General features: G+C 63.7%; 28 protein-coding genes. 7 read left to right on the top strand and 21 right to left on the bottom strand.

All coding sequences use genetic code 11. From position 1 onward, the window contains the following. Window position 1 precedes the first annotated feature (1 nt). From NKI69_RS07615 to gcvA, 5 genes are all read right to left on the bottom strand, one after another. The gene (locus NKI69_RS07615; RefSeq protein WP_023810706.1) at window positions 2–1,000 is read right to left on the bottom strand and encodes an ABC transporter ATP-binding protein; all 999 of its coding nucleotides are present in this window, start codon (window positions 998–1,000) and stop codon (window positions 2–4) included. Window positions 1,001–1,069: 69 nt separating this feature from the next. Then, a complete protein-coding gene (locus NKI69_RS07610) occupies window positions 1,070–1,894 on the bottom strand; it encodes a carbohydrate ABC transporter permease (RefSeq protein ID WP_023810705.1) in 825 nt (274 codons plus the stop codon). An 11-nt stretch (window positions 1,895–1,905) separates the two neighbouring features. Continuing rightward, complete coding sequence (locus NKI69_RS07605; RefSeq protein WP_013528414.1) at window positions 1,906–2,778, bottom strand: carbohydrate ABC transporter permease; 873 nt, start codon at window positions 2,776–2,778, stop codon at window positions 1,906–1,908. A gap of 123 nt (window positions 2,779–2,901) precedes the next feature. Beyond that, window positions 2,902–4,212: an ABC transporter substrate-binding protein gene (locus NKI69_RS07600; protein ID WP_128304222.1), complete on the bottom strand. Its 1,311-nt coding sequence runs from the start codon at window positions 4,210–4,212 to the stop codon at window positions 2,902–2,904. A 224-nt stretch (window positions 4,213–4,436) separates the two neighbouring features. After that, window positions 4,437–5,342 (bottom strand): transcriptional regulator GcvA, encoded by a 906-nt coding sequence (gene gcvA, locus NKI69_RS07595; RefSeq protein WP_023810703.1) that lies wholly within the window; start codon window positions 5,340–5,342, stop codon window positions 4,437–4,439. Between the two features lie 110 nt (window positions 5,343–5,452). Here gcvA and NKI69_RS07590 point away from each other — a divergent pair, with 110 nt between their 5' ends. Next, window positions 5,453–5,638 carry a hypothetical protein gene (locus NKI69_RS07590; protein ID WP_023810702.1) on the top strand — a complete coding sequence of 62 codons (186 nt, stop codon included), beginning with the start codon at window positions 5,453–5,455 and terminating at the stop codon, window positions 5,636–5,638. 37 nt (window positions 5,639–5,675) lie between these two features. Here NKI69_RS07590 and NKI69_RS07585 read toward each other — a convergent pair whose 3' ends face one another. Beyond that, window positions 5,676–6,635, bottom strand: coding sequence for a sugar-binding transcriptional regulator (locus tag NKI69_RS07585; RefSeq protein ID WP_023810701.1), 960 nt, complete (start codon window positions 6,633–6,635; stop codon window positions 5,676–5,678). A gap of 259 nt (window positions 6,636–6,894) precedes the next feature. Here NKI69_RS07585 and NKI69_RS07580 point away from each other — a divergent pair, with 259 nt between their 5' ends. After that, window positions 6,895–7,527, top strand: coding sequence for an HAD family hydrolase (locus NKI69_RS07580; RefSeq protein ID WP_128304223.1), 633 nt, complete (start codon window positions 6,895–6,897; stop codon window positions 7,525–7,527). Between the two features lie 5 nt (window positions 7,528–7,532). Here NKI69_RS07580 and NKI69_RS07575 read toward each other — a convergent pair whose 3' ends face one another. The 8 genes from NKI69_RS07575 to ureC all read right to left on the bottom strand — a co-directional run bounded on the left by NKI69_RS07575 (window position 7,533) and on the right by ureC (window position 13,763). After that, window positions 7,533–8,300, bottom strand: coding sequence for a class II aldolase and adducin N-terminal domain-containing protein (locus NKI69_RS07575; protein ID WP_128304224.1), 768 nt, complete (start codon window positions 8,298–8,300; stop codon window positions 7,533–7,535). A gap of 82 nt (window positions 8,301–8,382) precedes the next feature. Further along, a complete protein-coding gene (gene ureG / locus NKI69_RS07570; RefSeq protein ID WP_013528407.1) occupies window positions 8,383–9,027 on the bottom strand; it encodes an urease accessory protein UreG in 645 nt (214 codons plus the stop codon). Further along, a complete protein-coding gene (locus tag NKI69_RS07565) occupies window positions 9,024–9,464 on the bottom strand; it encodes a DUF3995 domain-containing protein (RefSeq protein ID WP_128304225.1) in 441 nt (146 codons plus the stop codon). The genes ureG and NKI69_RS07565 overlap by 4 nt, the downstream gene beginning before the upstream one ends. Beyond that, complete coding sequence (locus tag NKI69_RS07560; RefSeq protein WP_023810697.1) at window positions 9,461–10,132, bottom strand: urease accessory protein UreF; 672 nt, start codon at window positions 10,130–10,132, stop codon at window positions 9,461–9,463. The genes NKI69_RS07565 and NKI69_RS07560 overlap by 4 nt, the downstream gene beginning before the upstream one ends. Then, the gene (gene ureE / locus NKI69_RS07555; RefSeq protein ID WP_352720807.1) at window positions 10,125–10,718 is read right to left on the bottom strand and encodes an urease accessory protein UreE; all 594 of its coding nucleotides are present in this window, start codon (window positions 10,716–10,718) and stop codon (window positions 10,125–10,127) included. The genes NKI69_RS07560 and ureE overlap by 8 nt, the downstream gene beginning before the upstream one ends. Next, window positions 10,715–11,320 carry a glutathione S-transferase family protein gene (locus tag NKI69_RS07550; RefSeq protein ID WP_023810695.1) on the bottom strand — a complete coding sequence of 202 codons (606 nt, stop codon included), beginning with the start codon at window positions 11,318–11,320 and terminating at the stop codon, window positions 10,715–10,717. Before NKI69_RS07550 ends, ureE begins: the two co-directional genes overlap by 4 nt. A gap of 44 nt (window positions 11,321–11,364) precedes the next feature. Then, a complete protein-coding gene (locus NKI69_RS07545; protein ID WP_023810694.1) occupies window positions 11,365–11,958 on the bottom strand; it encodes a hypothetical protein in 594 nt (197 codons plus the stop codon). A gap of 92 nt (window positions 11,959–12,050) precedes the next feature. Then, entirely contained in the window at window positions 12,051–13,763 is a 1,713-nt protein-coding gene (gene ureC / locus NKI69_RS07540) for an urease subunit alpha (protein WP_502896737.1), read from the bottom strand. A 182-nt stretch (window positions 13,764–13,945) separates the two neighbouring features. Here ureC and NKI69_RS07535 point away from each other — a divergent pair, with 182 nt between their 5' ends. Then, window positions 13,946–14,329, top strand: a complete 384-nt coding sequence (locus tag NKI69_RS07535) for a hypothetical protein (RefSeq protein ID WP_352440556.1) — start codon at window positions 13,946–13,948, stop codon at window positions 14,327–14,329. 129 nt (window positions 14,330–14,458) lie between these two features. Then, window positions 14,459–14,947, top strand: coding sequence for a hypothetical protein (locus tag NKI69_RS07530; protein WP_352610984.1), 489 nt, complete (start codon window positions 14,459–14,461; stop codon window positions 14,945–14,947). Window positions 14,948–14,967: 20 nt separating this feature from the next. On the opposite strand, the gene NKI69_RS07525 is transcribed toward NKI69_RS07530, so the two are convergent. From NKI69_RS07525 to NKI69_RS07505, 5 genes are read right to left on the bottom strand one after another with little or no spacing between them, the layout of a single operon-like run. Further along, entirely contained in the window at window positions 14,968–15,273 is a 306-nt protein-coding gene (locus NKI69_RS07525; protein ID WP_352440554.1) for an urease subunit beta, read from the bottom strand. A gap of 8 nt (window positions 15,274–15,281) precedes the next feature. Further along, window positions 15,282–15,869 (bottom strand): HupE/UreJ family protein, encoded by a 588-nt coding sequence (locus NKI69_RS07520; RefSeq protein WP_128304229.1) that lies wholly within the window; start codon window positions 15,867–15,869, stop codon window positions 15,282–15,284. A 32-nt stretch (window positions 15,870–15,901) separates the two neighbouring features. Further along, window positions 15,902–16,156, bottom strand: coding sequence for a DUF1272 domain-containing protein (locus NKI69_RS07515; protein WP_027161066.1), 255 nt, complete (start codon window positions 16,154–16,156; stop codon window positions 15,902–15,904). Window positions 16,157–16,166: 10 nt separating this feature from the next. Continuing rightward, window positions 16,167–16,469 (bottom strand): urease subunit gamma, encoded by a 303-nt coding sequence (locus NKI69_RS07510; RefSeq protein ID WP_015314510.1) that lies wholly within the window; start codon window positions 16,467–16,469, stop codon window positions 16,167–16,169. A gap of 28 nt (window positions 16,470–16,497) precedes the next feature. Beyond that, complete coding sequence (locus NKI69_RS07505; RefSeq protein ID WP_502897880.1) at window positions 16,498–17,331, bottom strand: urease accessory protein UreD; 834 nt, start codon at window positions 17,329–17,331, stop codon at window positions 16,498–16,500. A 216-nt stretch (window positions 17,332–17,547) separates the two neighbouring features. Here NKI69_RS07505 and NKI69_RS07500 point away from each other — a divergent pair, with 216 nt between their 5' ends. The 3 genes from NKI69_RS07500 to NKI69_RS07490 all read left to right on the top strand — a co-directional run bounded on the left by NKI69_RS07500 (window position 17,548) and on the right by NKI69_RS07490 (window position 19,886). Continuing rightward, complete coding sequence (locus NKI69_RS07500; RefSeq protein ID WP_013528393.1) at window positions 17,548–17,802, top strand: acyl carrier protein; 255 nt, start codon at window positions 17,548–17,550, stop codon at window positions 17,800–17,802. 5 nt (window positions 17,803–17,807) lie between these two features. Beyond that, entirely contained in the window at window positions 17,808–19,016 is a 1,209-nt protein-coding gene (locus NKI69_RS07495) for a beta-ketoacyl-[acyl-carrier-protein] synthase family protein (RefSeq protein ID WP_352672923.1), read from the top strand. 165 nt (window positions 19,017–19,181) lie between these two features. Then, window positions 19,182–19,886 (top strand): glutathione S-transferase family protein, encoded by a 705-nt coding sequence (locus NKI69_RS07490; RefSeq protein ID WP_128304231.1) that lies wholly within the window; start codon window positions 19,182–19,184, stop codon window positions 19,884–19,886. 23 nt (window positions 19,887–19,909) lie between these two features. On the opposite strand, the gene NKI69_RS07485 is transcribed toward NKI69_RS07490, so the two are convergent. Next, window positions 19,910–20,257 (bottom strand): hypothetical protein, encoded by a 348-nt coding sequence (locus NKI69_RS07485; RefSeq protein ID WP_352553299.1) that lies wholly within the window; start codon window positions 20,255–20,257, stop codon window positions 19,910–19,912. A gap of 85 nt (window positions 20,258–20,342) precedes the next feature. Beyond that, window positions 20,343–20,963, bottom strand: a complete 621-nt coding sequence (locus NKI69_RS07480) for a nucleoside triphosphate hydrolase (protein ID WP_352720804.1) — start codon at window positions 20,961–20,963, stop codon at window positions 20,343–20,345. Window positions 20,964–21,021: the final 58 nt, after the last annotated feature.

The following is a 21,021-nucleotide window of genomic DNA, read 5'->3' as shown; positions in this document are numbered from 1 at the left end:
CTCACATCGCCTTTCCGTCGGCGCCGAAGCGGTGCAGCTTGGCCTTGTCCGCTGTCAGATAGATGGTGTCGCCGTGACGGACGGCGAGTTCGCCGTCGGCGCGCACTGTCAGCGGACCGACGCCATCGGACTGGACGTGCAGGAAGGTGTCGGAGCCGAGATGTTCGGCGACGCCGACAGTGGCTTTCCATTCGCCCGCCGTGGTCGAGATCTCCAGATGCTCGGGACGGATGCCGATGGTCTTGGCGCCGTTTTTGGCAGCCGGCGCGCCTTCTATCAGGTTCATCTTCGGCGAGCCGATGAAGCCGGCGACGAACAGGTTCTTCGGCGTCTTGTAGAGCTCCATCGGCGAGCCGACCTGCTCGATGTTGCCGGCGTTCAGCACGACGATCTTGTCGGCCATGGTCATGGCTTCGACCTGATCGTGGGTGACGTAGATCATGGTGGTCTTGAGCTGATGGTGCAACTCGCTGATCTCCAGCCGCATGGTGCCGCGCAGTGCCGCATCGAGGTTGGACAGCGGTTCGTCGAACAGGAAGGCGGTCGGCTGACGCACGATGGCGCGGCCGATGGCGACGCGTTGGCGCTGGCCGCCGGAAAGCTGGCCGGGCCGGCGTTCGAGATAGTTGGTCAAGTTGAGCACGCGCGCCGCGTCTCCCACCTTCTTGTCGATGGTCGCCTTGTCCTCACCGGCCATCTTCAGCGGAAAGCCGATGTTCTTGGCCACCGTCATGTGCGGATAGAGCGCGTAGGACTGGAACACCATGGCCAGCTTGCGCTTGGCCGGTGCCTCGCCGGTGACGTCGCGGCCGTCGATGTTGATGGAGCCGCCGCTGGTGTCCTCGAGCCCGGCGATCAGGCGCAGCAGCGTTGACTTGCCGCAACCCGACGGGCCGACGAAGACGACGAACTCGCCATTCTCGATCACCAGGTCGAGACCGGGGATGATGGACGTCGCTCCGAAGGATTTGGAGACGTTCTTGAGCGTGATGTTTCCCATGATTTCCTCCCCGAGGGGTTATTTCTGCCGATTGCTTCGAACAATTCCGTTATTTCACCGCACCACCAATTATTTGACCGCACCAAATGTCAGGCCGCGCACCAACTGCTTCTGGCTGAACCAGCCCATGATCAGGATCGGCGCGATGGCCAGCGTCGAGGCGGCCGAAAGCTTGGCCCAGAACAGGCCTTGCGGGCTGGAGAACGAGCTGATGAAGGCGGTCAGCGGTGCGGCTTCCGTCGTCGTCAGCCGGATTGTCCAGAACGCCTCGTTCCAGGCCAGGATGATGTTGAGCAGCATCGTCGAGGCGATGCCCGGCACCGCCATCGGCGTCAGCACATAGACGATCTCGTTCCACAGCGAGGCGCCGTCCATGCGTGCCGCTTCCAGGATCTCTCCCGGTATTTCGCGGAAATAAGTGTAGAGCATCCACACCACGATCGGCAGGTTGATCAGCATCAGCATGATCATCAGGCCGATGCGGCTGTCGAGCAGTCCTGTGTCGCGGAAGATCAGGTAGATCGGGAACAGCACCGCGACCGCGGGCATCATCTTGGTGGACAGCATCCACATCAGGATGTCCTTGGTCCGCTTGGTCGGCGAGAAGGCCATCGACCATGCCGCCGGTATGGCGACCAGCAGGGCCAAGATGGTCGAGCCGACCGAGAGCAGCACCGAGTTGAAGAAGAACTTGAAGTAGCCGCTTTGCGCCTGAACCTCGGCATAGCTCTCGAACGTTCCCGACGGGATGATGCTGAAACCCTGGATGGCTTCCTGCTCCGACTTGAACGAGGTGATGATCGTGTAGAGGATCGGGAAGAAGATCAGCAGGGCGACAATCCAGGCGGCAACTGTCGCAATCGTCTTGTGCTGGGTGGTGACTGAGCGTGCCATCGTAGCCTCCCTTACTTGTCCAGGTTCTTGCCGACCGCGCGCATGGCGAAGAAGGCAACGATGTTGGCGAGAATGACGGCGATCACACCGCCGGCGGATGCCTGGCCGATTTTGAACTCCAGCAACGCCTTCTGGTAGACGAGGAAGGGCAGGTTGGTGGAGGCGTATCCCGGGCCGCCATTGGTGGTGACGAGGATCTCGGCATAGACGGAGAGGAGGAAGATCGTCTGGATCAGGATGACGACCGTGATGGCGCGCGACATGTGCGGCAGCGTCAGATAGATGAAACGGCTGATGAAGCCGGCGCCGTCCATCTCGGCAGCTTCCTTCTGCTCACCGTCGAGCGACTGCAACGCGGTCAAGAGAATGAGCGTCGCGAAAGGCAGCCATTGCCAGGCGACGATGATGATGATCGCCAGCATCGGATGCTGCCCGAACCAGTCGATCGGCTGGGCCCCGAAGAAGCGGGCTATATCGGCGAACACCCCGTATTGCGGGTGCATGATCATGTTCTTCCAGACCAGTGCGGCCACCGGCGGCATGACGAAGAACGGTGAGATGACGAGAATGCGCACGATGCCCTGGCCCCACATCGGCTGGTCGATCAGCAGCGCCAGAAGGATGCCGCCGATCACCGTGATCAGGAGCACGCTGACCACCAAGGTGAGCGTGTTGAGGATCGATTGCAGGAAGGCCGGGTTGGAATAGAACAGCGCGTAGTTCGAGAAGCCGACGAAGCCGTCGCGGATCGGATTGAGCGGGTTGTACTGCTGGAAGGAGAACCAGATGGTGATGACCAGCGGCACAATCATCCAGACGAACAGCAGCACCACGGATGGCGCCATCATGAAACGGGCAAGCGAACGGGTCTGCTGAGTAGCCATGACGGTCACCCTTCACTGGTCAGACGGAATTTTCAAAAGGCGTTAAAGGCGGCCGCCCGAACTGGGAATTCGGGCGGCCGTTGCCGGTCAGGAGGCGACCGGCATTCGGCACCGGGAGGAGCCTTACTTGATGTATCCGCCTTCGGTCATTGCCGCGGTGGCAGCGTCCTGGGCCTGCTTCAGGGCATCGTCGACGCTCGACTGGCCGGCAAGAGCCGCCGAGAAGAGCTGGCCGACAGTGGTGCCAAGACCCTGGAACTCAGGGATGGCGACGAACTGCACGCCGACATAGGGCACCGGCTTGACGGTCGGATGCGTCGGATCGGCGGCGTTGATGGAGTCCAGCGTCATCTTGGCGAACGGAGCCGCCTTCTGGTATTCGGCATTGGCGTAGAGCGAGGAGCGCGTGCCCGGAGGAACGTTGGCCCAGCCTTCCTTCGAAGCGACGAGTTCCGCATAATGCTTGCTGGTCGCCCAGGAGACGAATTTCTGGGCGGCATCGGCCTTCTGCGTGCCGGCGGGGATCGCCAGCGACCATGCCCACAGCCAATTGCCGCGCTTGCCCAGGCCATTGTCGGGTGCCAGCGCATATCCAACCTTGTCAGCGACCTGCGATGCCTTGGGATCGGAGACGAAGGACGCAGCGACGGTGGCGTCGATCCACATGCCGCATTTGCCCTGCTGGAACAGCGCCAGGTTTTCGTTGAAGCCGTTGGAGGACGCACCCTCAGGGCCGTCGGCCTTCATCAGGTCGACATAGAACTGCAGCGTGTTCTTCCATTCCGGCTGATCGAACTGCGGCTTCCAGTTCTCGTCGAACCAGCGCGCCCCGAAGGAGTTCGACATGGCGGTCAGGAAAGCCATGTTCTCGCCCCAGCCGGCCTTGCCGCGCAGGCACACGCCGTTCACGCCATTGGCGCGATCGGTCATCTTGTCGGCGGCCTGCCTGATGAAGTCCCAGGTGGGCGCGTCGGGCATCTTCAGTCCGGCCTTCTCGATCAGGTCCTTGCGGTACATGACGAAGGAGCTTTCGCCGTAGAAGGGCGCGGCATAGAGCTTGCCGTCGACCGAAAGGCCGCCGGCGATGGCCGGGATGATATCCTTGGCGTCGTAGTCGTCGCCGAGCTTGTCGAGCGGCAGCAGCCAGCTCTGCTTGGCCCAGATCGGAACCTCATAGGTGCCGATGGTCATCACGTCGTACTGGCCGCCCTTGGTGGCGATGTCGGTGGTGACGCGCTCGCGCAGCACGTTTTCTTCGAGCGTAACCCAGTTGAGCTGGATGTCGGGGTTCGCCTTGGTGAAGTCCTCGGTCAGCTTTTGCATGCGGACCATATCGCCATTGTTGACGGTGGCGATGGTGATGGATTCGGCATGTGCGGCGAACGCAAGCGTGCTGGCCGTCAACAAGCCCAGGGTGAGCGTGCGAAGTTTCATCAAATTCCTCCCTTGAACCAAGATGAGCATTTGCCTTGGCTTTGGGCAATTACTCACTTGGCGTGAATTATGTCAAGCCGGATTCGATGCTGCAGCGCAGCACTTGGGCGACACCGCAGGCCGGGACGAGCGAAATTGCCAGGGCGCGGATCGTCCCGGCCGCATACAGTGAGGCAACGGCGGATACATCTGCGAGAACCAGGTGCAGCCCGGAAGCTTGCCGGTCAGCAGGCGATCTCGGCCAGCAGCCAGTCGCGGAAGGCACGGATCTTCGGCACGTTGCGGCGCGCCTCGGGATAGACCAGCCAATAGGCATGGCCGTCGTCGCCAACCAGATCGAAAGGTTGGATCAGGCGCCCGTCCGCGAGTTCCGCCTTGAACAGCGCCCTGGTCAGGATCGCGACGCCATGACCGGCGATCGCCGCATTGGCCTCATAGGCCTGCGCGCCCATGCTGCTGCCGGGCCGCTTGGCAAGATCGTGCGAGTGCACGCCAGCAGCCGAGAACCATTCCGTCCACCAGATGTCGCCGGGATCGAGGATAGGCAGCCGCAAGAGGTCGGCCGGTTCCCTGACGCCGCCGATGGTCGCCGCGAGTTTCGGGCTCAGCATCGGCGTGAAGTCGGCATCGAGCAGCTTGTGCGCTTCCAGGCCCGGCCATTTGCCGCCGCCCGAGCGGATGGCAATATCGGTATCCTCGCGGGCAAAGTCGGTCAGGCGGCTCGACGTTTCGAGCCGCACCGCCAGCGACGGATGGGCGATCTGGAACGACCCCAGCCGGTGCGCGAGCCAGTTCGAGGCGAATGTCAGCACCGTCGTGACGCACAGCAAGCCGTCGGCCCCGCCACGCACCGCGGCATAGGCCTGGCCAAGGATGGCGAAGGCCTCGCTGACCGCAGGTGCCAGGCGCTGCCCGGCCTCGGTTAACACGATCTGCCGCGGCCGGCGTAGGAACAGCGGCGCGCCGACACGCTCCTCCAGCACCTTGATCTGATAGCTGACCGCCGCTTGCGTCATGGCGAGTTCGCCGGCGGCCTTGGTGAAGGAAAGATGCCGCGCCACCGCGTCGAACACCCGGATCGCCTGCAGCGGCGGGAGTGGCGAAACCTGTCGCGAGCCGAGGTCCGGCATAAGGCCTCCTTATGGATCATGATCGATGTTCGATTGGCAAAGACCGCCGGCAAGACCGACATTCCCAGTCAACCCGTCATTCGGGTCCAGGATAGCGAAGGTTGACGATCATGACCATGGCGCAGCAAAAATGCACTCCCGCACCGGATCACCGCTGGTTTTCGTGGCTGACGGATGGATTCGGCTGGTTCGCGACCAAAAAACGGGCACATCTCGATATCAGGGACCTGTCGCCGCATCTGCAGCGCGATCTCGGGTTTCTCGATGGCAACGACCCTTTCGGGCGGCACGGCTAGTGCGGTTGGCCTTATCGCAAACCGGTTGTGGGTCCGGTCAGATGCCAGCCAGCAGGGCGGCGGCGGTCCGTTCATCGGTGATGAGGCCGTTGATCAGCCGCCGGTTCGCGGCCGCTAGGATGCCTGGCAGCTTTCGTTCGCCCATGGCCAGTGCGATGACCAGCGATTTCTCGCGTGACGGTAGCGAAGCCGACGACACCCGGTCGTTGGTGATGCCCTCGATCATGCGGCCCTCCCTATCGAACACCCAGCCGACGATCTCCGCGATGCCGCCGGCCTTCTGCAGCGCCTTCAATTCGCTCTCCGAAATGAAGCCGTCTTCGTAGAGCGGCGCCTTGGGGCCGAGATCGCCGATGCCGATGAAGGTGACGTCGGCTTCCGCCGCCAGCGCCAGCGTCGGCTGGATCATCGGCTGGTTGAGCAGCATCTCGCGCTCCTCCGGCGACGAGGCGATGACCGGCAGCGGCATCGGGAAGGAGCGCGCCTTGACCCTGTCGGCCATGGTGAAGATGACGTTGTAGAAGGCGGCCGAGCCGTCCGGCGAGATGTTGCCGGTCAACGACACCACCTTGTGCTGCGGGCATTCCATTGGCGGCAGCTGCTCGATCGCCGCCTTTAGCGTGCGACCGGTGCCGATCGCCATGACGATCGGGGTCGGAGACCGCAACCGCCGCTCGATCTCGGCGGCAGCCGCCTCGGCGATGCCGATCGTGGTCGAGGACGAATTGGGGTCGCTCGGCACCACCTCGACCAGATCGAGCGCAAAGCGCGATCTCAGCCGTGCCGCCAGATCGAGGCAGTTGGCGATCGGATGGTCGACGCGAACCTTGATCAAGCCCTCCGACACCGCCAGCGATACCAGCCGCTGCGCCGTCTGCCGCGAAATGCCGAGCGTCGAAGCGATCTGGTCCTGTGTGTTGCCGGCAACATAATAAAGCCAGCCGGCGCGCGCCGCATCGTCCAGCCTGTTGCTGCCACCATCCTGCCGGCTATTCAAAGTCCTGCCTCCCGAGACCGCCGGTTGTGAGAGCGGCCCATGCCCCACTTTCGCAGGGAACGGCCAACTGCGCAATTGTCAATCTCGGGAGCAATTGCTTGCTGTTCATCGACGTAAGCACGGCGCAGTTTTTCTTCTCCCACGAAGTCTCTGTCGCCAAAGAGACTTGGCCGCGGTCCCGGCAGGCGGCAGGTTCTTGCGCTCCGAAGGTTTATCTCCCGGCTCAAACCCTTTAAGGGATGGCAAAAAGGAGCCTCACATGATGCCGAAAGCGGTGTTCTGGGACATGGACGGCACGCTGGTCGACAGCGAACCGCTGCACGAAGCAGCCCTGATGGCGGCGATGCGCAATGTCGGCCTTGTCCCGCCGGACGATCTGCATGAGCGCGTGCTCGGCGTTGCCGCCTGGCCGGTCTACGAGATGATGCGAGACGAGTTCGGCCTGGACCTGCCTTTCGACGACTGGATCGTGCGCAAATACGAACACTACCTGCCGCTGGTGGAGAGCTTGAAGCCGCGCCCCGGCGCGATCGAGATATTCAACGAGCTGCGTGCAAGAGGCATCCAGCAGGCCGTGGTCTCGAATTCGGACCGGATGATCGTCGACGCCAATCTGAGCATGGTCGGCCTGATCTACCCCGGCATGAAGACGATCAGCCGCAACGATGTGCGCGAAGGCAAGCCGCATGCCGAGCCGTTCCTGCGCGCCGCGTATCTGGCCGGTGTCGACCCCGCGCACGCCGTGGCGATCGACGACAGCTGGCCGGGCGCCATGGCGGGACTGGCGGCGGGCATGAAGACGATCTTCTGGCCGGAAAAGCCGATGGAGGGCCCGCCCGGCGCCGTCGTCATCAACAGCGCCGATCAGCTCCGGGCAGAACTAGGCCTGTAAGGCAATCAGTTTCGGTAGACCGGTTCCTGCTCGTCGAGGATCGCCTTCAACTCGCTGAGATGGCGTTCGGCCTGGCCGGGATAGTCGTCCATCTCGCTCGCCGCCTTTTCGGCGATCGCATCTGACAGCGTGCGCAGCGGGCGGCCGGTCCACAGCGCCTTGATGTAGGTCTCGGCGGCGCGCTCGAAATAGAACATGCGGTTGAAGGCATCGGCGACCGTGTCGCCGATGACCAGCACGCCGTGATTGCCCATCACCATCACCTTGACCTTGGGATCGACGAGAAGCTGCGAGCAGCGCTCGCCCTCCTCCTCGAAGGCCAGCCCGCCATAATGCGCGTCCACGACGTGGCGATTGAAGAACATCGCCGAATTCTGGTCGATCGGCGGCAGTGTCGAGTCAGCGAGCGATGCCAGCACTGTGGCGTGGATCGAGTGCACATGCATGACGCAGCGCGCGTGGCGCACATTGCGATGGATGGCGCCATGCAGCCCCCACGCCGTCGGGTCGGGCGCATTGGGGCCGGAGAGCGTTTCTGGATCGTTGGCATCGATCATCAAAAGGTCGCTCGCCTTGATGCGCGAGAAATGCACCTGGTTGGGGTTCATCAGGAATTGTGTGCCGCCATCATTGACGGCCAGCGAGAAATGATTGGCCACAGCCTCGTGCATGTTGAGCCGCGCCGTCCAGCGGAAGGCGCAGGCGAGATCGACGCGCTCCTCATAGTAGGGCAGGTTGGTCAGCGTTTCCTTTTGCAGACGGGCAAGGCTCATCGAAAAATCCTCCGGTTTCGGCAAGAATGCCGTGGCCAGTCGATCCCCGCAACCGGTTTTGGTTGGTGCAGGGATAGCTGTCTCACGCCGCCGTGCTGGCAGCGGCAGCGCCGGCTCGCAGGCCGCCATGCTCGATGATGAAATCGATCACCTCCTGCAGCCCCTTGCCGCGCGACAGGTCGGTGAAGCCGAACGGCCGCTTGCCGCGCATGCGGCCGGCGTCGCTCTCCATGACATCGAGGTTGACGTTCACGTAAGGAGCAAGGTCGCTCTTGTTGATCACCAGGAAATCGGAGCGGGTGATTGCCGGCCCGCCCTTGCGCGGGATCTCCTCGCCCTGGCAAACCGAGATGACATAGAGCGTCAGGTCGGCGAGATCGGGCGAGAAGGTGGCGGCGAGGTTGTCGCCGCCGGATTCGATGAAGACGATGTCGAGATCCGGGAATTTCCTGTTCATCTGCGCGATCGCCTGCAGATTGATCGACGCGTCCTCGCGGATGGCGGTGTGCGGGCAGCCGCCGGTCTCGACACCCATGATGCGGTCCTCGGGCAGCGCCTGCAGCCGCGCCAGCATCATGGCGTCTTCCTTGGTGTAGATGTCGTTGGTGACGACGGCGATGGAAAACTCGTCGCGCAGCGCCTTGCACAGTTTTTCGGTCAGCGTCGTCTTGCCCGAACCGACCGGGCCGCCAATGCCGACGCGCAGCGGACCATTTGTCTGTGTCATGTCGGAAACTCCGTGATGGCGAGGATGGCAAAGCCGAGCCCGATCAACAGGCACAGCGGCGAATAATAGCGGACATCGAGCCGCGCGAAAGGCTGTTCCGGCGTCAGCCGCCGCCACCACGGCGTGAAGCCGGCTATGCCGCGTCCCAGGAACACCAGACCGATGAGCAGCGAGGTGGCGGCGAGCCCCTCCTGGGGGAAGGGCGAGGCAAAGACGCCTATGAGCGCAAGCGGCCACAGCGTCGCCAGGCACAGGCACGCGGCGACGGCGAAACTGGCGAACGGCGTCGGCATCTCATCGACGCCGCGAAAGCCGACGACGGCGTGAGCGCAGGAGGCCGCATCCTGGCCCGGCCAGATGCCGCCAAGGCCCCAATAGGCGTGCAGCGCGGTAATCAGGAGTAGAACGGTCGAAAGCGAGAAGGCGAGAAGGATCATGAACGGAACAATCGCGAATACTGGGTTTCGTGCTTCATCGCCATGACATCGGAAACGAAGGCGCAGCCACCGAGATCGTCGAGTGTCGAGCGCGCGGCGCGGGTCGCGGTCGCCAGGGCCAGTGGCTCGAAGCCGGCCAACAGAGCTGTGGCTTTGCTCTGGCCGACGATGCCAAGCCGGATCGCTGCCTGCACGAGGTTGGAGAAGAAGGTTTGCAGGAAGGCCGACAGCGCGTCCTGAAGCCCGATGCCGTTGCCGCCGGCAATGGCGCCGACGGCGACGCAATAGGCGCATTCAGCCGGCAAGCGCTCCAGCACTGGATTTGGCCAGGCCGCCGCCGCTTTGAGGAAGGCCGCACCCTGCAGCATGGTTTCGGTGTGGCGTTCGCGCGAGCCGGCCAGCGCCTCCGCGAGTGCCGCTACTTCATCGAGATCGCCTGCGTTGCGCGCGCGGCGCCAACTCTCGGCGAACAGCACGGCATCGTTCCAGCCGGAGCCCATCTCGACCAGCGTTTCCAGCCAGCAGGCGAGGCTGTCGGCATCGGCAATCAGCCCGTCATGCACCGCGCGCTCGAGACCATGGCTGTAGGAAAAGCCGCCGACCGGAAAGGCAGGCGACAGCCACGCCATCAGCCGCAGCAGGGCGATGTTCGAAGGCTGGTCAGTCATGATCGTGGCGATGGCCGGCATGACTGTGCGAATGGGAATGCGCTTCGCCATGAGAATGGCTGTGCGCTTCCGCGTGGCTGTGCGCATGCGCATGGCCGTGATCATGGCTTTGCCCATCATGGCCGGAATAGGCACCGCGCACCGGTTTGAACGGTTCGGACACGTCGGTCACGGTGGCGCCCAGCCCCTCCAGCATCGCCTTGATGACATGGTCGCGCAGGATGAGGATGCGCCCGGCCTCGATGCTCGCCGCGAGATGGCGATTGCCGATGTGCCAGGCGAGCTCGGCCAGATGCACGCCGTCGCGGGCGCGGATGTCGTAGGCCTCTTCCGGCGCCGCGATGATCTCGATATGGCCGCCATCCTCCAGCACCAGACGGTCGCCATCGTTCAAGGCGACGGGCTCGGGCAGGTCGACCAGCACCTTGCTGCCGTCGGCAAGCTCGATGGCGCGGCGGCGCAGATGGCGTTCGTCATGGGCGAGAATGGCCCGGCCGGACGGTAGGGTGGTTCCGGCATTGCCGGCGGACAGCACGGAGACGGCGCGCGGGAATTTGGTGAAGTCGGTGTTGAGGTTGAGCTTCATTTCATGGATCCTCCATTTGCTTGTGCCCGCACACGCGCAGGCCGCGCCAGCACGCGGTCGAAATAGGCGTTGACGCGTTCGGACTCGATCTCAAACCGGCCGGCACGCGCCCAGCCGCCCATGTCGCCGAGCAGCACGTCGACGGCGGAAAACCGAGCGCCCAGCGCAAACGGTTTGTCGCCCAGCCGCCGCTCCAGCGCCTTCAGCTCCGAGGCAAAATCGTAAGCCGCCGCAGGACCGACATCGACGCGTACGTCCTTCGGCAGCAGGAAGCGATGGCGCAATTTGTTCCACAGCGGCGCTTCAAGCTCGCTCTGCGCAAAATGCATCCAGGAATCCATTTCGGCGCGACCGGCTAGGCCTGGGTTGGCGCTCATGCCCATGTCCGCGTGCTTGTCGGCGAGATAGACGCAAATCGCCGCCGAATCCGTCACCGTCAGTTCGCCATCGATGAGGATCGGCACCTTGCCCGATGGGTTGAGCGCATAGGCTTCCGGTGAGCGCAGCCTGACCTCGACGAATTCATAAGGCTGCCCGAGCTCCTCGAGCATCCAGAGAACGCGGCTGACCCGGGATCCGCGCGATCCAACGGCCTTGTACATGTCGAACCCTGCCTTTCCCCAACAAGCTAGACCATCGCGTTCGTTCAGACGATGGTGTCGAAGAGCCGCAGGATGAACGATATCTGATAGATGAGCGCCGCCGTCACGAAGGCGATATGGAAGCGGCGGTCGCGCACCAGGATCGCAATGATGCAAAGCGCGACGAAGACCGGCGTGCGGAACAGGTACTCGCTGCCGAAGCGGGCGAAATGCTCCGGCCCCTTCAGCAGCGTGTCGACCACGTCGAGCATATAGGTCGCCGCCAGCAGGCCGAAGAACCACGCCCGGCGCGAATAGAAGAAATCCTCGTAGCTGGTGTAGTCCAGCATCGAATCGGGAAACAAAAGCGCGCACAGCAGGAACAGCGTGATCGCGTAGAAGATGATGAACAGATACTTGCCGAAGGTCCAGGTTTCGATGGCGTAGAGGCCGAACTCCCACCACCAGAAATGCACCAGCATCAGGAGCACCGAGACGACCCAGGCCAGATGCACGGGATAGAGCTTGTATTGGCCGGGATGCTGGACGATCCGCGCCACCCCCGACAGCAGGCGGGCGACGCCAAGCCCGATCACCATGCCCATGACGATGCGGATATGCGGGAAGATGTCGTGGGCGGAAGCGATTTCGGTGGCCATGCTCGATCACAATGCAACTGGTGGTCGGCCGCATATTGCTGCCTCCCACCAAGGGCTGCAACGGATAAGGCTCGCCCGGTCGAATCGCCGCTTCAAAACAGAAAATACCTCTGCGCCATCGGCAGCACCGTCGCCGGTTCGCAGGTGAGCAATTCACCGTCGGCACGGACCTCATAGGTTTCCGGGTCGACTTCGACATGCGGCGTGGCGTCGTTGAGCACCATCGAATGCTTGCCGATGCCGCCGCGGGTGTTTTCAACGGCGACGAACTGCTTGTCGACGCCAAGCCTGCCGTGCAGGCCTGATTCGAGCGCGGCTTTCGAAACAAAGGTCACCGACGAGTTGGTCCTTGCCTTGCCATAGGCGCCGAACATCGGCCGGTAGTGCATCGGCTGCGGCGTCGGGATCGAGGCGTTGGGGTCGCCCATCGGGGCGGCGGCGATCATGCCGCCGATCAGCACCATGTCCGGCTTGACGCCGAAGAAGGCCGGGTTCCACAGCACCAGGTCGGCGCGTTTGCCCGCCGCGATCGAGCCGATGTCTTTCGACAGTCCATGCGCGATGGCCGGGTTGATCGTGTATTTGGCGATGTAGCGGCGGACGCGGAAATTGTCGTTGTTGCCGGTCTCCTGCGGCAGCGAGCCGCGCTGGCGCTTCATCTTGTCGGCGGTCTGCCAGGTACGGATCGCCACTTCGCCGACGCGGCCCATGGCTTGGCTGTCCGATGAGATGATCGAGAAGGCACCGATGTCGTGCAAAATGTCTTCCGCCGCGATGGTTTCCTTGCGGATGCGGCTTTCGGCAAAGGCGATGTCTTCGGGGATCGACGGCGACAAATGATGGCAGACCATCAGCATGTCGAGATGCTCGGCCAGCGTGTTGACCGTGTAGGGCCGCGTCGGGTTGGTCGAGGACGGGATGACGTTGGGCAGGCCGCAGACCTTGATGATGTCGGGCGCGTGGCCGCCGCCGGCGCCCTCGGTGTGGAAGGCGTGGATGGTGCGGCCCTTGATCGCCGCGACGGTGTTCTCGACAAAGCCGGATTCGTTCAGCGTGTCGGTGTGGATCATCACCTGCACGTCATAGTCGTCGGCGACCGACAGGCAGCAGTCTATCGCCGCCGGCGTCGTGCCCCAGTCCTCGTGCAGCTTCAGCGAGCAGGCGCCGCCCAGCACCATTTCCTCGAGGGCTGCGGGCAGCGAGGCATTGCCCTTGCCCGACAGGCCGATGTTCATCGGGAAGGCATCGAAGGACTGGATCATGCGGGCCATGTGCCATGGCCCCGGCGTACAGGTGGTGGCCAGCGTGCCGTGCGCCGGACCGGTGCCGCCGCCGAGCATGGTGGTGATGCCTGACATCAGCGCCTCTTCGATCTGCTGCGGGCAGATGAAGTGGATATGCGCATCGAAGCCGCCCGCGGTCAGGATCTTGCCCTCGCCGGCGATGATCTCGGTGCCGGGACCAATGATGATGGTGACGCCATCCTGCGTGTCCGGATTGCCGGCCTTGCCGATGGCCGTGATGCGCCCGTCCCTGAGGCCGACGTCGGCCTTGAAGATGCCTGCGCTAGCATCGATCACCAGCGCGTTGGTGATGACGGTATCGACGGCGCCTTGCGCCCTGGAAACCTGGCTCTGGCCCATGCCGTCGCGGATCACCTTGCCGCCGCCGAATTTCACCTCTTCGCCATGGATGGTGAGATCCTTCTCGACCTCGATGAACAGTTCGGTGTCGGCAAGGCGCACTCTGTCGCCGACCGTCGGGCCATACATCTGCGCATAGGCGGCGCGGGTAATTCTGGCCATCAGCGATTGCTCCTGAAATGCGGTTTGCCGAAATGCGGTGGGATTGAAGCGCGGCTGCACATTGCTGCCATCCTATGGTCACGCAATGACCCGCTGGACGACACCTTCTGATCCCATTTGGCGGTTGAGGTTAGGGGGTCACCCCAGACCGACCGTTTGCCAATCGATGGAAAGGAAAATCCATGCGCAAAACAATAATTCTTGCCGCTGCTGCCAGCCTGATGCTGGCGGGCGCCGCGGGTGCCCAGCAGCAACCCGCGCCACAGCCCGCTCCGGCGCCGGCAACGCCTGCTCCAGCCACGCCCCAGGCTCAGCCTGCGGTGCCGACGATCCAGAGCGTCAACATCGTCGACATCACCGAGCTGCCGAAGGACACCCAGACGCAGGTCAACCAGGTGATCGCCCAGCGTGGCGATGACGGCCTGAAGAAACTGCGCAGCTCGATCGACGCCACGCCCAAGGTGAAGTCGGCGCTGGAAGCCAAGGGGCTCAGTTCGGCGCAAGTCGTCGCCGCCAGCATGGAACCCAATGGCGCACTGACCCTGATCACCAAGAAGGCGAGCTGACGAGACGGCACGGCGGGCCGGCATCCGGCCTGCCGGCCGCATCGGGAAAGGAACTTTCGCCGGGCGGGATTCGTTTTGTTCTTTTCGCGCTAACCCGCGCCCCGAAACGACTTCTCTCAGGAGCGAGCGATGGCGATCACTTCTTTCTTGACCAGAATGCAGGCAGTCGCCGCCACGGCGTTCTTGGCGGCGGCAGGGTCTGTTGCCGGATTGAAAGCGCAAGGGCTGGAAAGCACGGAGACCGTCAACCGCATCGTCGGCTCGCAGGTCAAGCAGGAAGAGGCCAAGGCCACCGCCGAAGCCCGCAGCGTCAACACGGCGATCGACCGCACGCGTGAAAACATCGGTACGGTGCGCAAGACGTCCAAGCTCGACAAGGTCGACATCGTGTTCCTCACCGACGCCGCGCGCAGCGAAGGCGGCCCGCCGCCGGAGATCGAAAGCAAGGTCAAGCAGCATCAAGACGACATCACGGAGCTGCGCAAGGAGATCGAGGCCAACGCGCTGCTGTTCAACGCCATCGAATCGCGGCGCGTGCAGGCGCAGGATGTCCTCGCCGTCGAATTCGACAATCCCGGAAAGATCGTCATCTACGCCGCGGCCAAGCCATCGAACTGAGCTGAGCGCGCCGGGAGATCTCACAGCTTGCCCATCACCTTCTGCTGAAATCCGTAGACCTCGCGCTTGCCGCCGAGCGGCACCAGCGTGACGTCGCGCTCCTGGCCCGGCTCGAAACGCATGGCCGTGCCCGCGGCAATGTCGAGACGCATGCCCCTGGCACGCTCGCGGTCGAATTTCAGCCCCTCATTGGTCTCGAAGAAATGGTAGTGGCTGCCGACCTGGATCGGCCGGTCGCCGCTGTTGGCGACTTTCAGGGTGACGGTCGGCAGGCCCTTGTTGAGCTCGATGTCGCCGTCCACCGTGATGATCTCACCGGGGATCATGGTCACCCTCACACGATGCCGAAGGCGAGGCCGATGCCGATCGCCGCGCAGGCGGCACCGGCAGTACGGGCCAAGCCGCGGAACCGGATGCCGAGACCGAGACCGGCGGCGATGCCGGTGGCATGCAGCAACAGCGTGGCGATGGCAAAGCCGGCCATGTATTCAAGCCCGCCGGCATTCTCCGGCACCTCGGTGCCATGCGCGTGGCCGTGGAACAGCGCGAACAGGCCGATGATGGCGACGCCGGCCGAGACCGGCAGATCGACCGCCAGCGCCACCAGCAGCCCGAGCGCCACGATTGAGGCCAGTATGCCGGGTTCGACGAAGGGCAGCGGCATATGCAAAATGCCCAGCGCGCCGCCGACCAGCATGACACCGACAAAGGCCGCCGGCCAGGCAAGAACCGCCTTGCCGCCCTTGATCGCTGCCCACAGTCCGACCGCGATCATCACCGTCATGTGATCGAGCCCGGAAAGCGGGTGCATGAAGCCGGCCGTGAAGGAGGAGGCCGTGCCGATGCCGACATGGGCATAGGCCGGCATGGCAGCGGCCAGCAGCAGGATCGCCGACAGGGAGAGGCGTTTGGCAGGGATCATTCTATTGCCTTTCGTTTTGCTCGGTCTGGTGTTTACGCCGCCTTGCGGGGGCCGCAGCCTTCGGCCTTGAGAACGCGTTTACTCGACGCCGGGTATTTCTTCAGCATCGCTGCCGGGCGGATCGGCCGCGCCGAAAAACCACCGCCGCAATTGGGGCAGATGCCGCCCAACACCTGTTCCACGCATCCGGCGCAAAAGGTGCACTCGAAGGTGCAGATCAGCGCATCCGTCGCCTCGGGCGGCAGGTCCTTGTCGCAGCATTCGCAGTTGGGACGCAGCTCCAGCATCCTGTCCTCCTCAACGGATCGGTTCGTGCACGGTCACCAGCTTGGTGCCGTCGGGAAAAGTCGCCTCGACCTGCACGTCATGGATCATCTCGGCGATGCCTTCCATGACTTGCGCGCGGCTGACGACATGAGCGCCGGCTTCCATCAGTTCGGCGACCGGACGGCCGTCGCGGGCGCCTTCGACGACGAAGTCGGTGATCAGCGCGATCGCTTCTGGATGGTTGAGCTTGACGCCGCGTTCGAGCCGCTTGCGCGCCACGATCGCCGCCATGGCGATCAGCAGCTTGTCCTTTTCCCTCGGCGTCAGGTTCATGCGTTTCCCTGGATTGGTAGAGACAGGCCTATAGTGACCATAATTTGGGCAACCCCGCCCTTCCGTTGAGCAATTCGACGAGTGGAACCAGCCGCTGGCGCAGCCGGTAGCCGTCCCCGGCGTAGAGCCTCGCAAGAAGCTTGCCAGATTTCTTCACGCACCAGGCGCTGGCGCTGCCTTGGTCGCCGACGATCTCCAGAACCTGGTCGAGCAGGGCCTCGGCGCGCGGCGACACCAGAAGCAGCGTCGCCACCGCGATCGCGCCGCCGGCAACGGCCGGGCGGTCGAGCCTGGCGGCGATATCGGGTCCGATGCGGAAATCCTCGGCATGAATGAGGGCGCCATCCTGGCGCACGCGCCAGCGGTCATGGAAGTTGCCCTGCGTGGCGCGCTCGCCCATAGCCAGGCGACCGAAGACGGCGGCTTCCAGCACCAGCGCCTCGGCGCCGACGGCAAGCTCGACGTCGAGCGTGCGGGCAAAGGCCGCCCGGTCGAAGACGATGGTTTCCTGCGGCAGCCAGGCGATGCGGCCGTTTTCCCCGACCGACAAATTGACCCGCACTTCGGCACGGTCGGATGCCGCCCGGTAGATCTTCTCGCAGGCCTGCGTGGTGATCGATGCCGAAGCGGCCGCGCCGACATCCACGTCCCAGGCGATACGGTCGCCGCCGGTCATCCCGCCGGCGGTGTTGATCAGCACCGCTTCGAGCGGATCGGCCGAGACGGCCGGCATTCTTATCTTGGCGGCGCCGTCCTGATAGAGGCGCCGCAGGCGCGTGCGGCCCTCACGGAGCGCGCAGGAAAGCCGCGCGACGCCCGCAACGCGCTGCGTCGAAATCCCGCCATGTTCGCCCATATCCATGCCTGCACGTTAAGCACTCCGGCGGCTTTGTCGATATGGAGTTCGATATAGCTTGTTGCTTGACAACGTTTCGGTTTCTATAGAGGGAACCACCTTGGTACGGTCATGCTGCGCTTGGCGGGGGTATTAAACGACGACGGCGGCTTGATACCAGGAGAAAAAGGGGCGCTGCTCAGTTGGCGTCGGGAAACGTCGAGATAGTGGGGAAGGAACCGAATGGCCGACCAGCTGGCAACGGATATCATCGCGAAGATCAAGGCTCATGCCGAGCCGGGCGGCGAAGAAATCACCACCACCACCGAATTGACCTCGCTTGGCATCCATTCGCTCGAGCTGACGGAGATTATCTTCGATCTTGAGGAAGAGTATGGCATCGAGATCGAGATGAACACGGTCGACGCCTGGAGCAATCTGAAGAATGTCGGCGACATGGTCGAAGCTGTGCGCGCGCTGATCGCGAAAAAAGCCTGAACTGAATGCGGCAGCGCGTTGTCATCACCGGCATGGGCGGCATTTGCGGGCTCGGCACCAGCGCGCCCGCGATCTGGAACGAGATGCGCGCCGGCCGCTCGGCCATCGGCCAGATCACAAGTCCCCAACTGCATGATTTGAAGGTCAAGGTCGGCTGCGAAATCAAGGCGCTTCCCGATCACGGCATCGACCGCAAGCAGACCGTGTCGATGGACCGCTTCAGCCTGCTGGCGACGATCGCAGCCAGGGAAGCCATGCAGCAGGCCGGCCTGGTTTCGAATGAAGCCACCACCTATCGGATGGGCACCGTCGTCGGCGTCGGCGTCTGCGGCTGGGAGGCGATCGAAGAGAGCTATCGTGCCATCCTGGTCGAGGGCAAGAACCGCGCCGGTATCTTCACCGTGCCAAAGGTTATGCCAAGCGCGGCCTCCGGCCACGTCAGCATGAGTCTGGGCCTGCGCGGCCCGGTCTTCGGTGTCACCTCGGCCTGCTCCTCATCCAACCACGCCATCGCCTCGGCCGTCGACCAGATCAGGCTTGGCCGCGCCGACGTGATGGTCGCCGGCGGCACCGATGCGCCGCTGGTCTGGGGCATCCTGAAGGGCTGGGAAGCATTGCGCGTGCTGGCGCCCGACACCTGCCGGCCATTCTCGGCCGACCGCCAGGGACTGTCGCTCGGCGAGGGCGCCGGCATGGCGGTCCTGGAGACGTATGAGCATGCCATGGCGCGCGGCGCCACCATCCTTGCCGAGGTCGCCGGCGCCGGCCTCTCCGCCGACGCCTCCGACATTGTCGCTCCGACCGTCGAAGGGCCGACGGCGGCCATGCGCGCCTGCCTGGCCGATGCCGGCTTCAATCCCGAGGATGTCGACTACCTCAATGCCCATGGCACCGGCACCAAGGCCAACGACCAGATCGAGACGGCAGCGATCAAGCGCGTCTTCGGCGACCATGCCTACAAGCTTTCGGTGTCGTCGACCAAGTCGATGCACGCCCATTGCCTGGGCGCATCGGGTGCGCTGGAGATGATCGCCTGCGTGATGGCGATCCGCGAAGGCATCGTGCCGCCGACGGCCAATTTTCGTGAGGCCGATCCCGATTGCGACCTCGACGTCACGCCGAATGTGCCGCGCGAGCGCAAGGTGCGCGCCGCGATCAGCAACGGCTTCGCGTTCGGCGGCACCAATGCCGTGCTGGCCTTCAAGGCCGTCTGAACGCAAAGGCCGGGCGCGCGATCTGCCCCAAGCAGGCCGTTCCGTTGACTGTTCGCGCGCAACGAAACCCTTGCACGCCATTGATCGTGCCGTGCGCCGCGTCTAATCCTTGGCCGACCCGCCAAAACCGCGCCGCTTGGCGCGAATCCTCATTCAGGAGTTTCCATGGCCGACCTGTCCGCCTTTCCGATCGCAACGCGTTGGCCGGCCAAGCGTCCGGATCAGCTCCAGCTCTATTCGGCGACAACGCCGAACGGCGTGAAGATTTCGATCGCCCTGGAGGAACTCGGCCTGCCTTACGAGCCGCATTGGGTCAACATCGGCCAGAACGAAAGCTGGACACCGGAATTCCTGTCGCTCAACCCCAACGGCAAGATACCGGCGATCATCGATCCGAACGGTCCGGACGGCAAGCCGATCGGCCTGTTCGAATCCGGCGCCATCCTGCTCTACCTCGCTGAAAAGACCGGCCTTCTCATGCCCATCGATGCTGCGCGCCGCTACGAGACCATCCAGTGGGTGTTCTTCCAGATGGCCTCGGTCGGGCCGATGTTCGGCCAGGTCGGCTTCTTCCACAAATTCGCCGGTCGCGAGATCGCCGACAAACGCCCTCTGGAGCGCTATCGTGACGAGTCAAAGCGACTGCTCGGCGTGCTCGACGGCCGGCTGAAGGGGCGCAAGTGGATCATGGGCAATGACTACACCATCGCCGACATCTCGCTGCTCGGCTGGGTGCGCAACCTGATCGGCTTCTACGAAGCCCGCGAACTCGTCGGCTTTGACGATTTCGTCAATGTCTCGACATGGCTGGAGCGCGGCCTGGCGCGGCCGGCGGTGCAGAAAGGCCTGACCATCCCCGCCAAGGGATAGACGAACCAGCCTCCGAAGCGCGGCTATTTTGCCTTCGCTTTGGCTTTCGAACCGCCTTTGCCCATGACGGAAGCAGCGAGCGACGCAGCACCTCGGGCGGCGACCATGACCGCGCCAGCAGCGACGTTGGCCGTCGCCTTGGCCGTGCGCATCGCGCTGCCGCTCACGGAGTCGCTGGAGCTTGCGGGCTTCTTCGGCTTTGCGGCTTTCGGCGCGGCTTTCGCTGCGGTCGGCACCACTTTCTTCGGCGCTGCCTTGCCGAAGGCCGGCTTGGCGTCCTTCGAACGGGCTGTCATCGCCGGGCCGGCGCCGGCCTTGGATTGGGTCGCCTTGCCCTTGGCGGGCGCGGGCTTTCTTGCCTTGATTGCCATTGGACCGAATCCCTCTTTTGGCATAATTGCCGTGTCGGGATAACGGCCTGAAAGTCTTAAGGTTCCCCTTGCGCAATCCGTCGAATCAAGCGGAAAGGCCGATCACCAGATCGGCAGCCCGGCGCCGCGCGAGCACGCGTTCGATGTTGGGCAGGTCGTTGGACGCGATCCAGGCGCGCGCATCTTCGTCGGAGCGGCCATGTCCGTGCCAGCGCTCCATCAGGCGGCGCTCGAGTTCGTTGCGCGGCACGTCGACGAAGATCGAGAAATCGAACAGCGGCGCCAGCCGCGACCACGGCTCTTCGTCGAGCAGCAGGTAATTGCCCTCGACCAGGATGAACTTGGTTTCCGTGGCGACGATCGAGGCGGCGGCGCGCGACAGCTCCATGCTGCGGTCGAAGACCGGGATGGCGATATCGGCTTCGCCGGCCCGGATACGCTTCAGCAAGGTTTCGAAACCGGCAAAGTCAAAGGTTTCCGGCGCACCCTTTCGGGTGCGCAAGCCGCGCCGCTCGAGCACGGCGTCGTCATAGTGGAAGCCATCCATCGGCACGACTTCCGAAGCACCTTCGGGCAGCAGTTCATGCAGCCGCGCCGACAGCGTCGACTTGCCGGAGCCTGGTGGCCCGGCAATGGCCACGATGAAGCGGTTTGCCTTGCCGGCACGCTTGAAGATGGTGGCGGCGAGATGGGCGATTTCGGACATGAGAGCCTCTCTGGCAGGAGCTTCAAATCCACCATGTTCCGCATGATGATTTCGGCCA

The organism is Mesorhizobium sp. M0491 (genome assembly GCF_040321265.1).
Taxonomy (GTDB): Bacteria; Pseudomonadota; Alphaproteobacteria; order Rhizobiales; family Rhizobiaceae; genus Mesorhizobium.
Note: the sequence above shows the minus strand (reverse complement) of the source record. Positions and strands in the feature narration are given on the sequence as shown.

Excerpts from the sequence above, each read along its gene's own strand:
- NKI69_RS07495 (WP_352672923.1), top strand. The coding sequence starts at position 17,808 with ATGCGGCAGCGCGTTGTCATCACCGGCATGGGCGGCATTTGCGGGCTC.
- NKI69_RS07545 (WP_023810694.1), bottom strand. The coding sequence starts at position 11,958 with ATGGCCACCGAAATCGCTTCCGCCCACGACATCTTCCCGCATATCCGC.
- NKI69_RS07565 (WP_128304225.1), bottom strand. The coding sequence starts at position 9,464 with ATGATCCTTCTCGCCTTCTCGCTTTCGACCGTTCTACTCCTGATTACC.
- NKI69_RS07575 (WP_128304224.1), bottom strand. The coding sequence starts at position 8,300 with ATGAGCCTTGCCCGTCTGCAAAAGGAAACGCTGACCAACCTGCCCTAC.
- NKI69_RS07505 (WP_502897880.1), bottom strand. The coding sequence starts at position 17,331 with ATGGATATGGGCGAACATGGCGGGATTTCGACGCAGCGCGTTGCGGGC.
- NKI69_RS07610 (WP_023810705.1), bottom strand. The coding sequence starts at position 1,894 with ATGGCACGCTCAGTCACCACCCAGCACAAGACGATTGCGACAGTTGCC.
- NKI69_RS07485 (WP_352553299.1), bottom strand. The coding sequence starts at position 20,257 with ATGGCAATCAAGGCAAGAAAGCCCGCGCCCGCCAAGGGCAAGGCGACC.
- NKI69_RS07530 (WP_352610984.1), top strand. The coding sequence starts at position 14,459 with ATGGCGATCACTTCTTTCTTGACCAGAATGCAGGCAGTCGCCGCCACG.
- NKI69_RS07490 (WP_128304231.1), top strand. The coding sequence starts at position 19,182 with ATGGCCGACCTGTCCGCCTTTCCGATCGCAACGCGTTGGCCGGCCAAG.
- NKI69_RS07605 (WP_013528414.1), bottom strand. The coding sequence starts at position 2,778 with ATGGCTACTCAGCAGACCCGTTCGCTTGCCCGTTTCATGATGGCGCCA.
- NKI69_RS07600 (WP_128304222.1), bottom strand. The coding sequence starts at position 4,212 with ATGAAACTTCGCACGCTCACCCTGGGCTTGTTGACGGCCAGCACGCTT.
- NKI69_RS07520 (WP_128304229.1), bottom strand. The coding sequence starts at position 15,869 with ATGATCCCTGCCAAACGCCTCTCCCTGTCGGCGATCCTGCTGCTGGCC.
- NKI69_RS07525 (WP_352440554.1), bottom strand. The coding sequence starts at position 15,273 with ATGATCCCCGGTGAGATCATCACGGTGGACGGCGACATCGAGCTCAAC.
- NKI69_RS07515 (WP_027161066.1), bottom strand. The coding sequence starts at position 16,156 with ATGCTGGAGCTGCGTCCCAACTGCGAATGCTGCGACAAGGACCTGCCG.
- NKI69_RS07500 (WP_013528393.1), top strand. The coding sequence starts at position 17,548 with ATGGCCGACCAGCTGGCAACGGATATCATCGCGAAGATCAAGGCTCAT.
- gcvA (WP_023810703.1), bottom strand. The coding sequence starts at position 5,342 with ATGCCGGACCTCGGCTCGCGACAGGTTTCGCCACTCCCGCCGCTGCAG.
- ureC (WP_502896737.1), bottom strand. The coding sequence starts at position 13,763 with ATGGCCAGAATTACCCGCGCCGCCTATGCGCAGATGTATGGCCCGACG.
- NKI69_RS07510 (WP_015314510.1), bottom strand. The coding sequence starts at position 16,469 with ATGAACCTGACGCCGAGGGAAAAGGACAAGCTGCTGATCGCCATGGCG.
- NKI69_RS07615 (WP_023810706.1), bottom strand. The coding sequence starts at position 1,000 with ATGGGAAACATCACGCTCAAGAACGTCTCCAAATCCTTCGGAGCGACG.
- NKI69_RS07590 (WP_023810702.1), top strand. The coding sequence starts at position 5,453 with ATGACCATGGCGCAGCAAAAATGCACTCCCGCACCGGATCACCGCTGG.
- ureG (WP_013528407.1), bottom strand. The coding sequence starts at position 9,027 with ATGACACAGACAAATGGTCCGCTGCGCGTCGGCATTGGCGGCCCGGTC.
- NKI69_RS07480 (WP_352720804.1), bottom strand. The coding sequence starts at position 20,963 with ATGTCCGAAATCGCCCATCTCGCCGCCACCATCTTCAAGCGTGCCGGC.
- ureE (WP_352720807.1), bottom strand. The coding sequence starts at position 10,718 with ATGAAGCTCAACCTCAACACCGACTTCACCAAATTCCCGCGCGCCGTC.
- NKI69_RS07535 (WP_352440556.1), top strand. The coding sequence starts at position 13,946 with ATGCGCAAAACAATAATTCTTGCCGCTGCTGCCAGCCTGATGCTGGCG.
- NKI69_RS07580 (WP_128304223.1), top strand. The coding sequence starts at position 6,895 with ATGATGCCGAAAGCGGTGTTCTGGGACATGGACGGCACGCTGGTCGAC.
- NKI69_RS07560 (WP_023810697.1), bottom strand. The coding sequence starts at position 10,132 with ATGACTGACCAGCCTTCGAACATCGCCCTGCTGCGGCTGATGGCGTGG.
- NKI69_RS07550 (WP_023810695.1), bottom strand. The coding sequence starts at position 11,320 with ATGTACAAGGCCGTTGGATCGCGCGGATCCCGGGTCAGCCGCGTTCTC.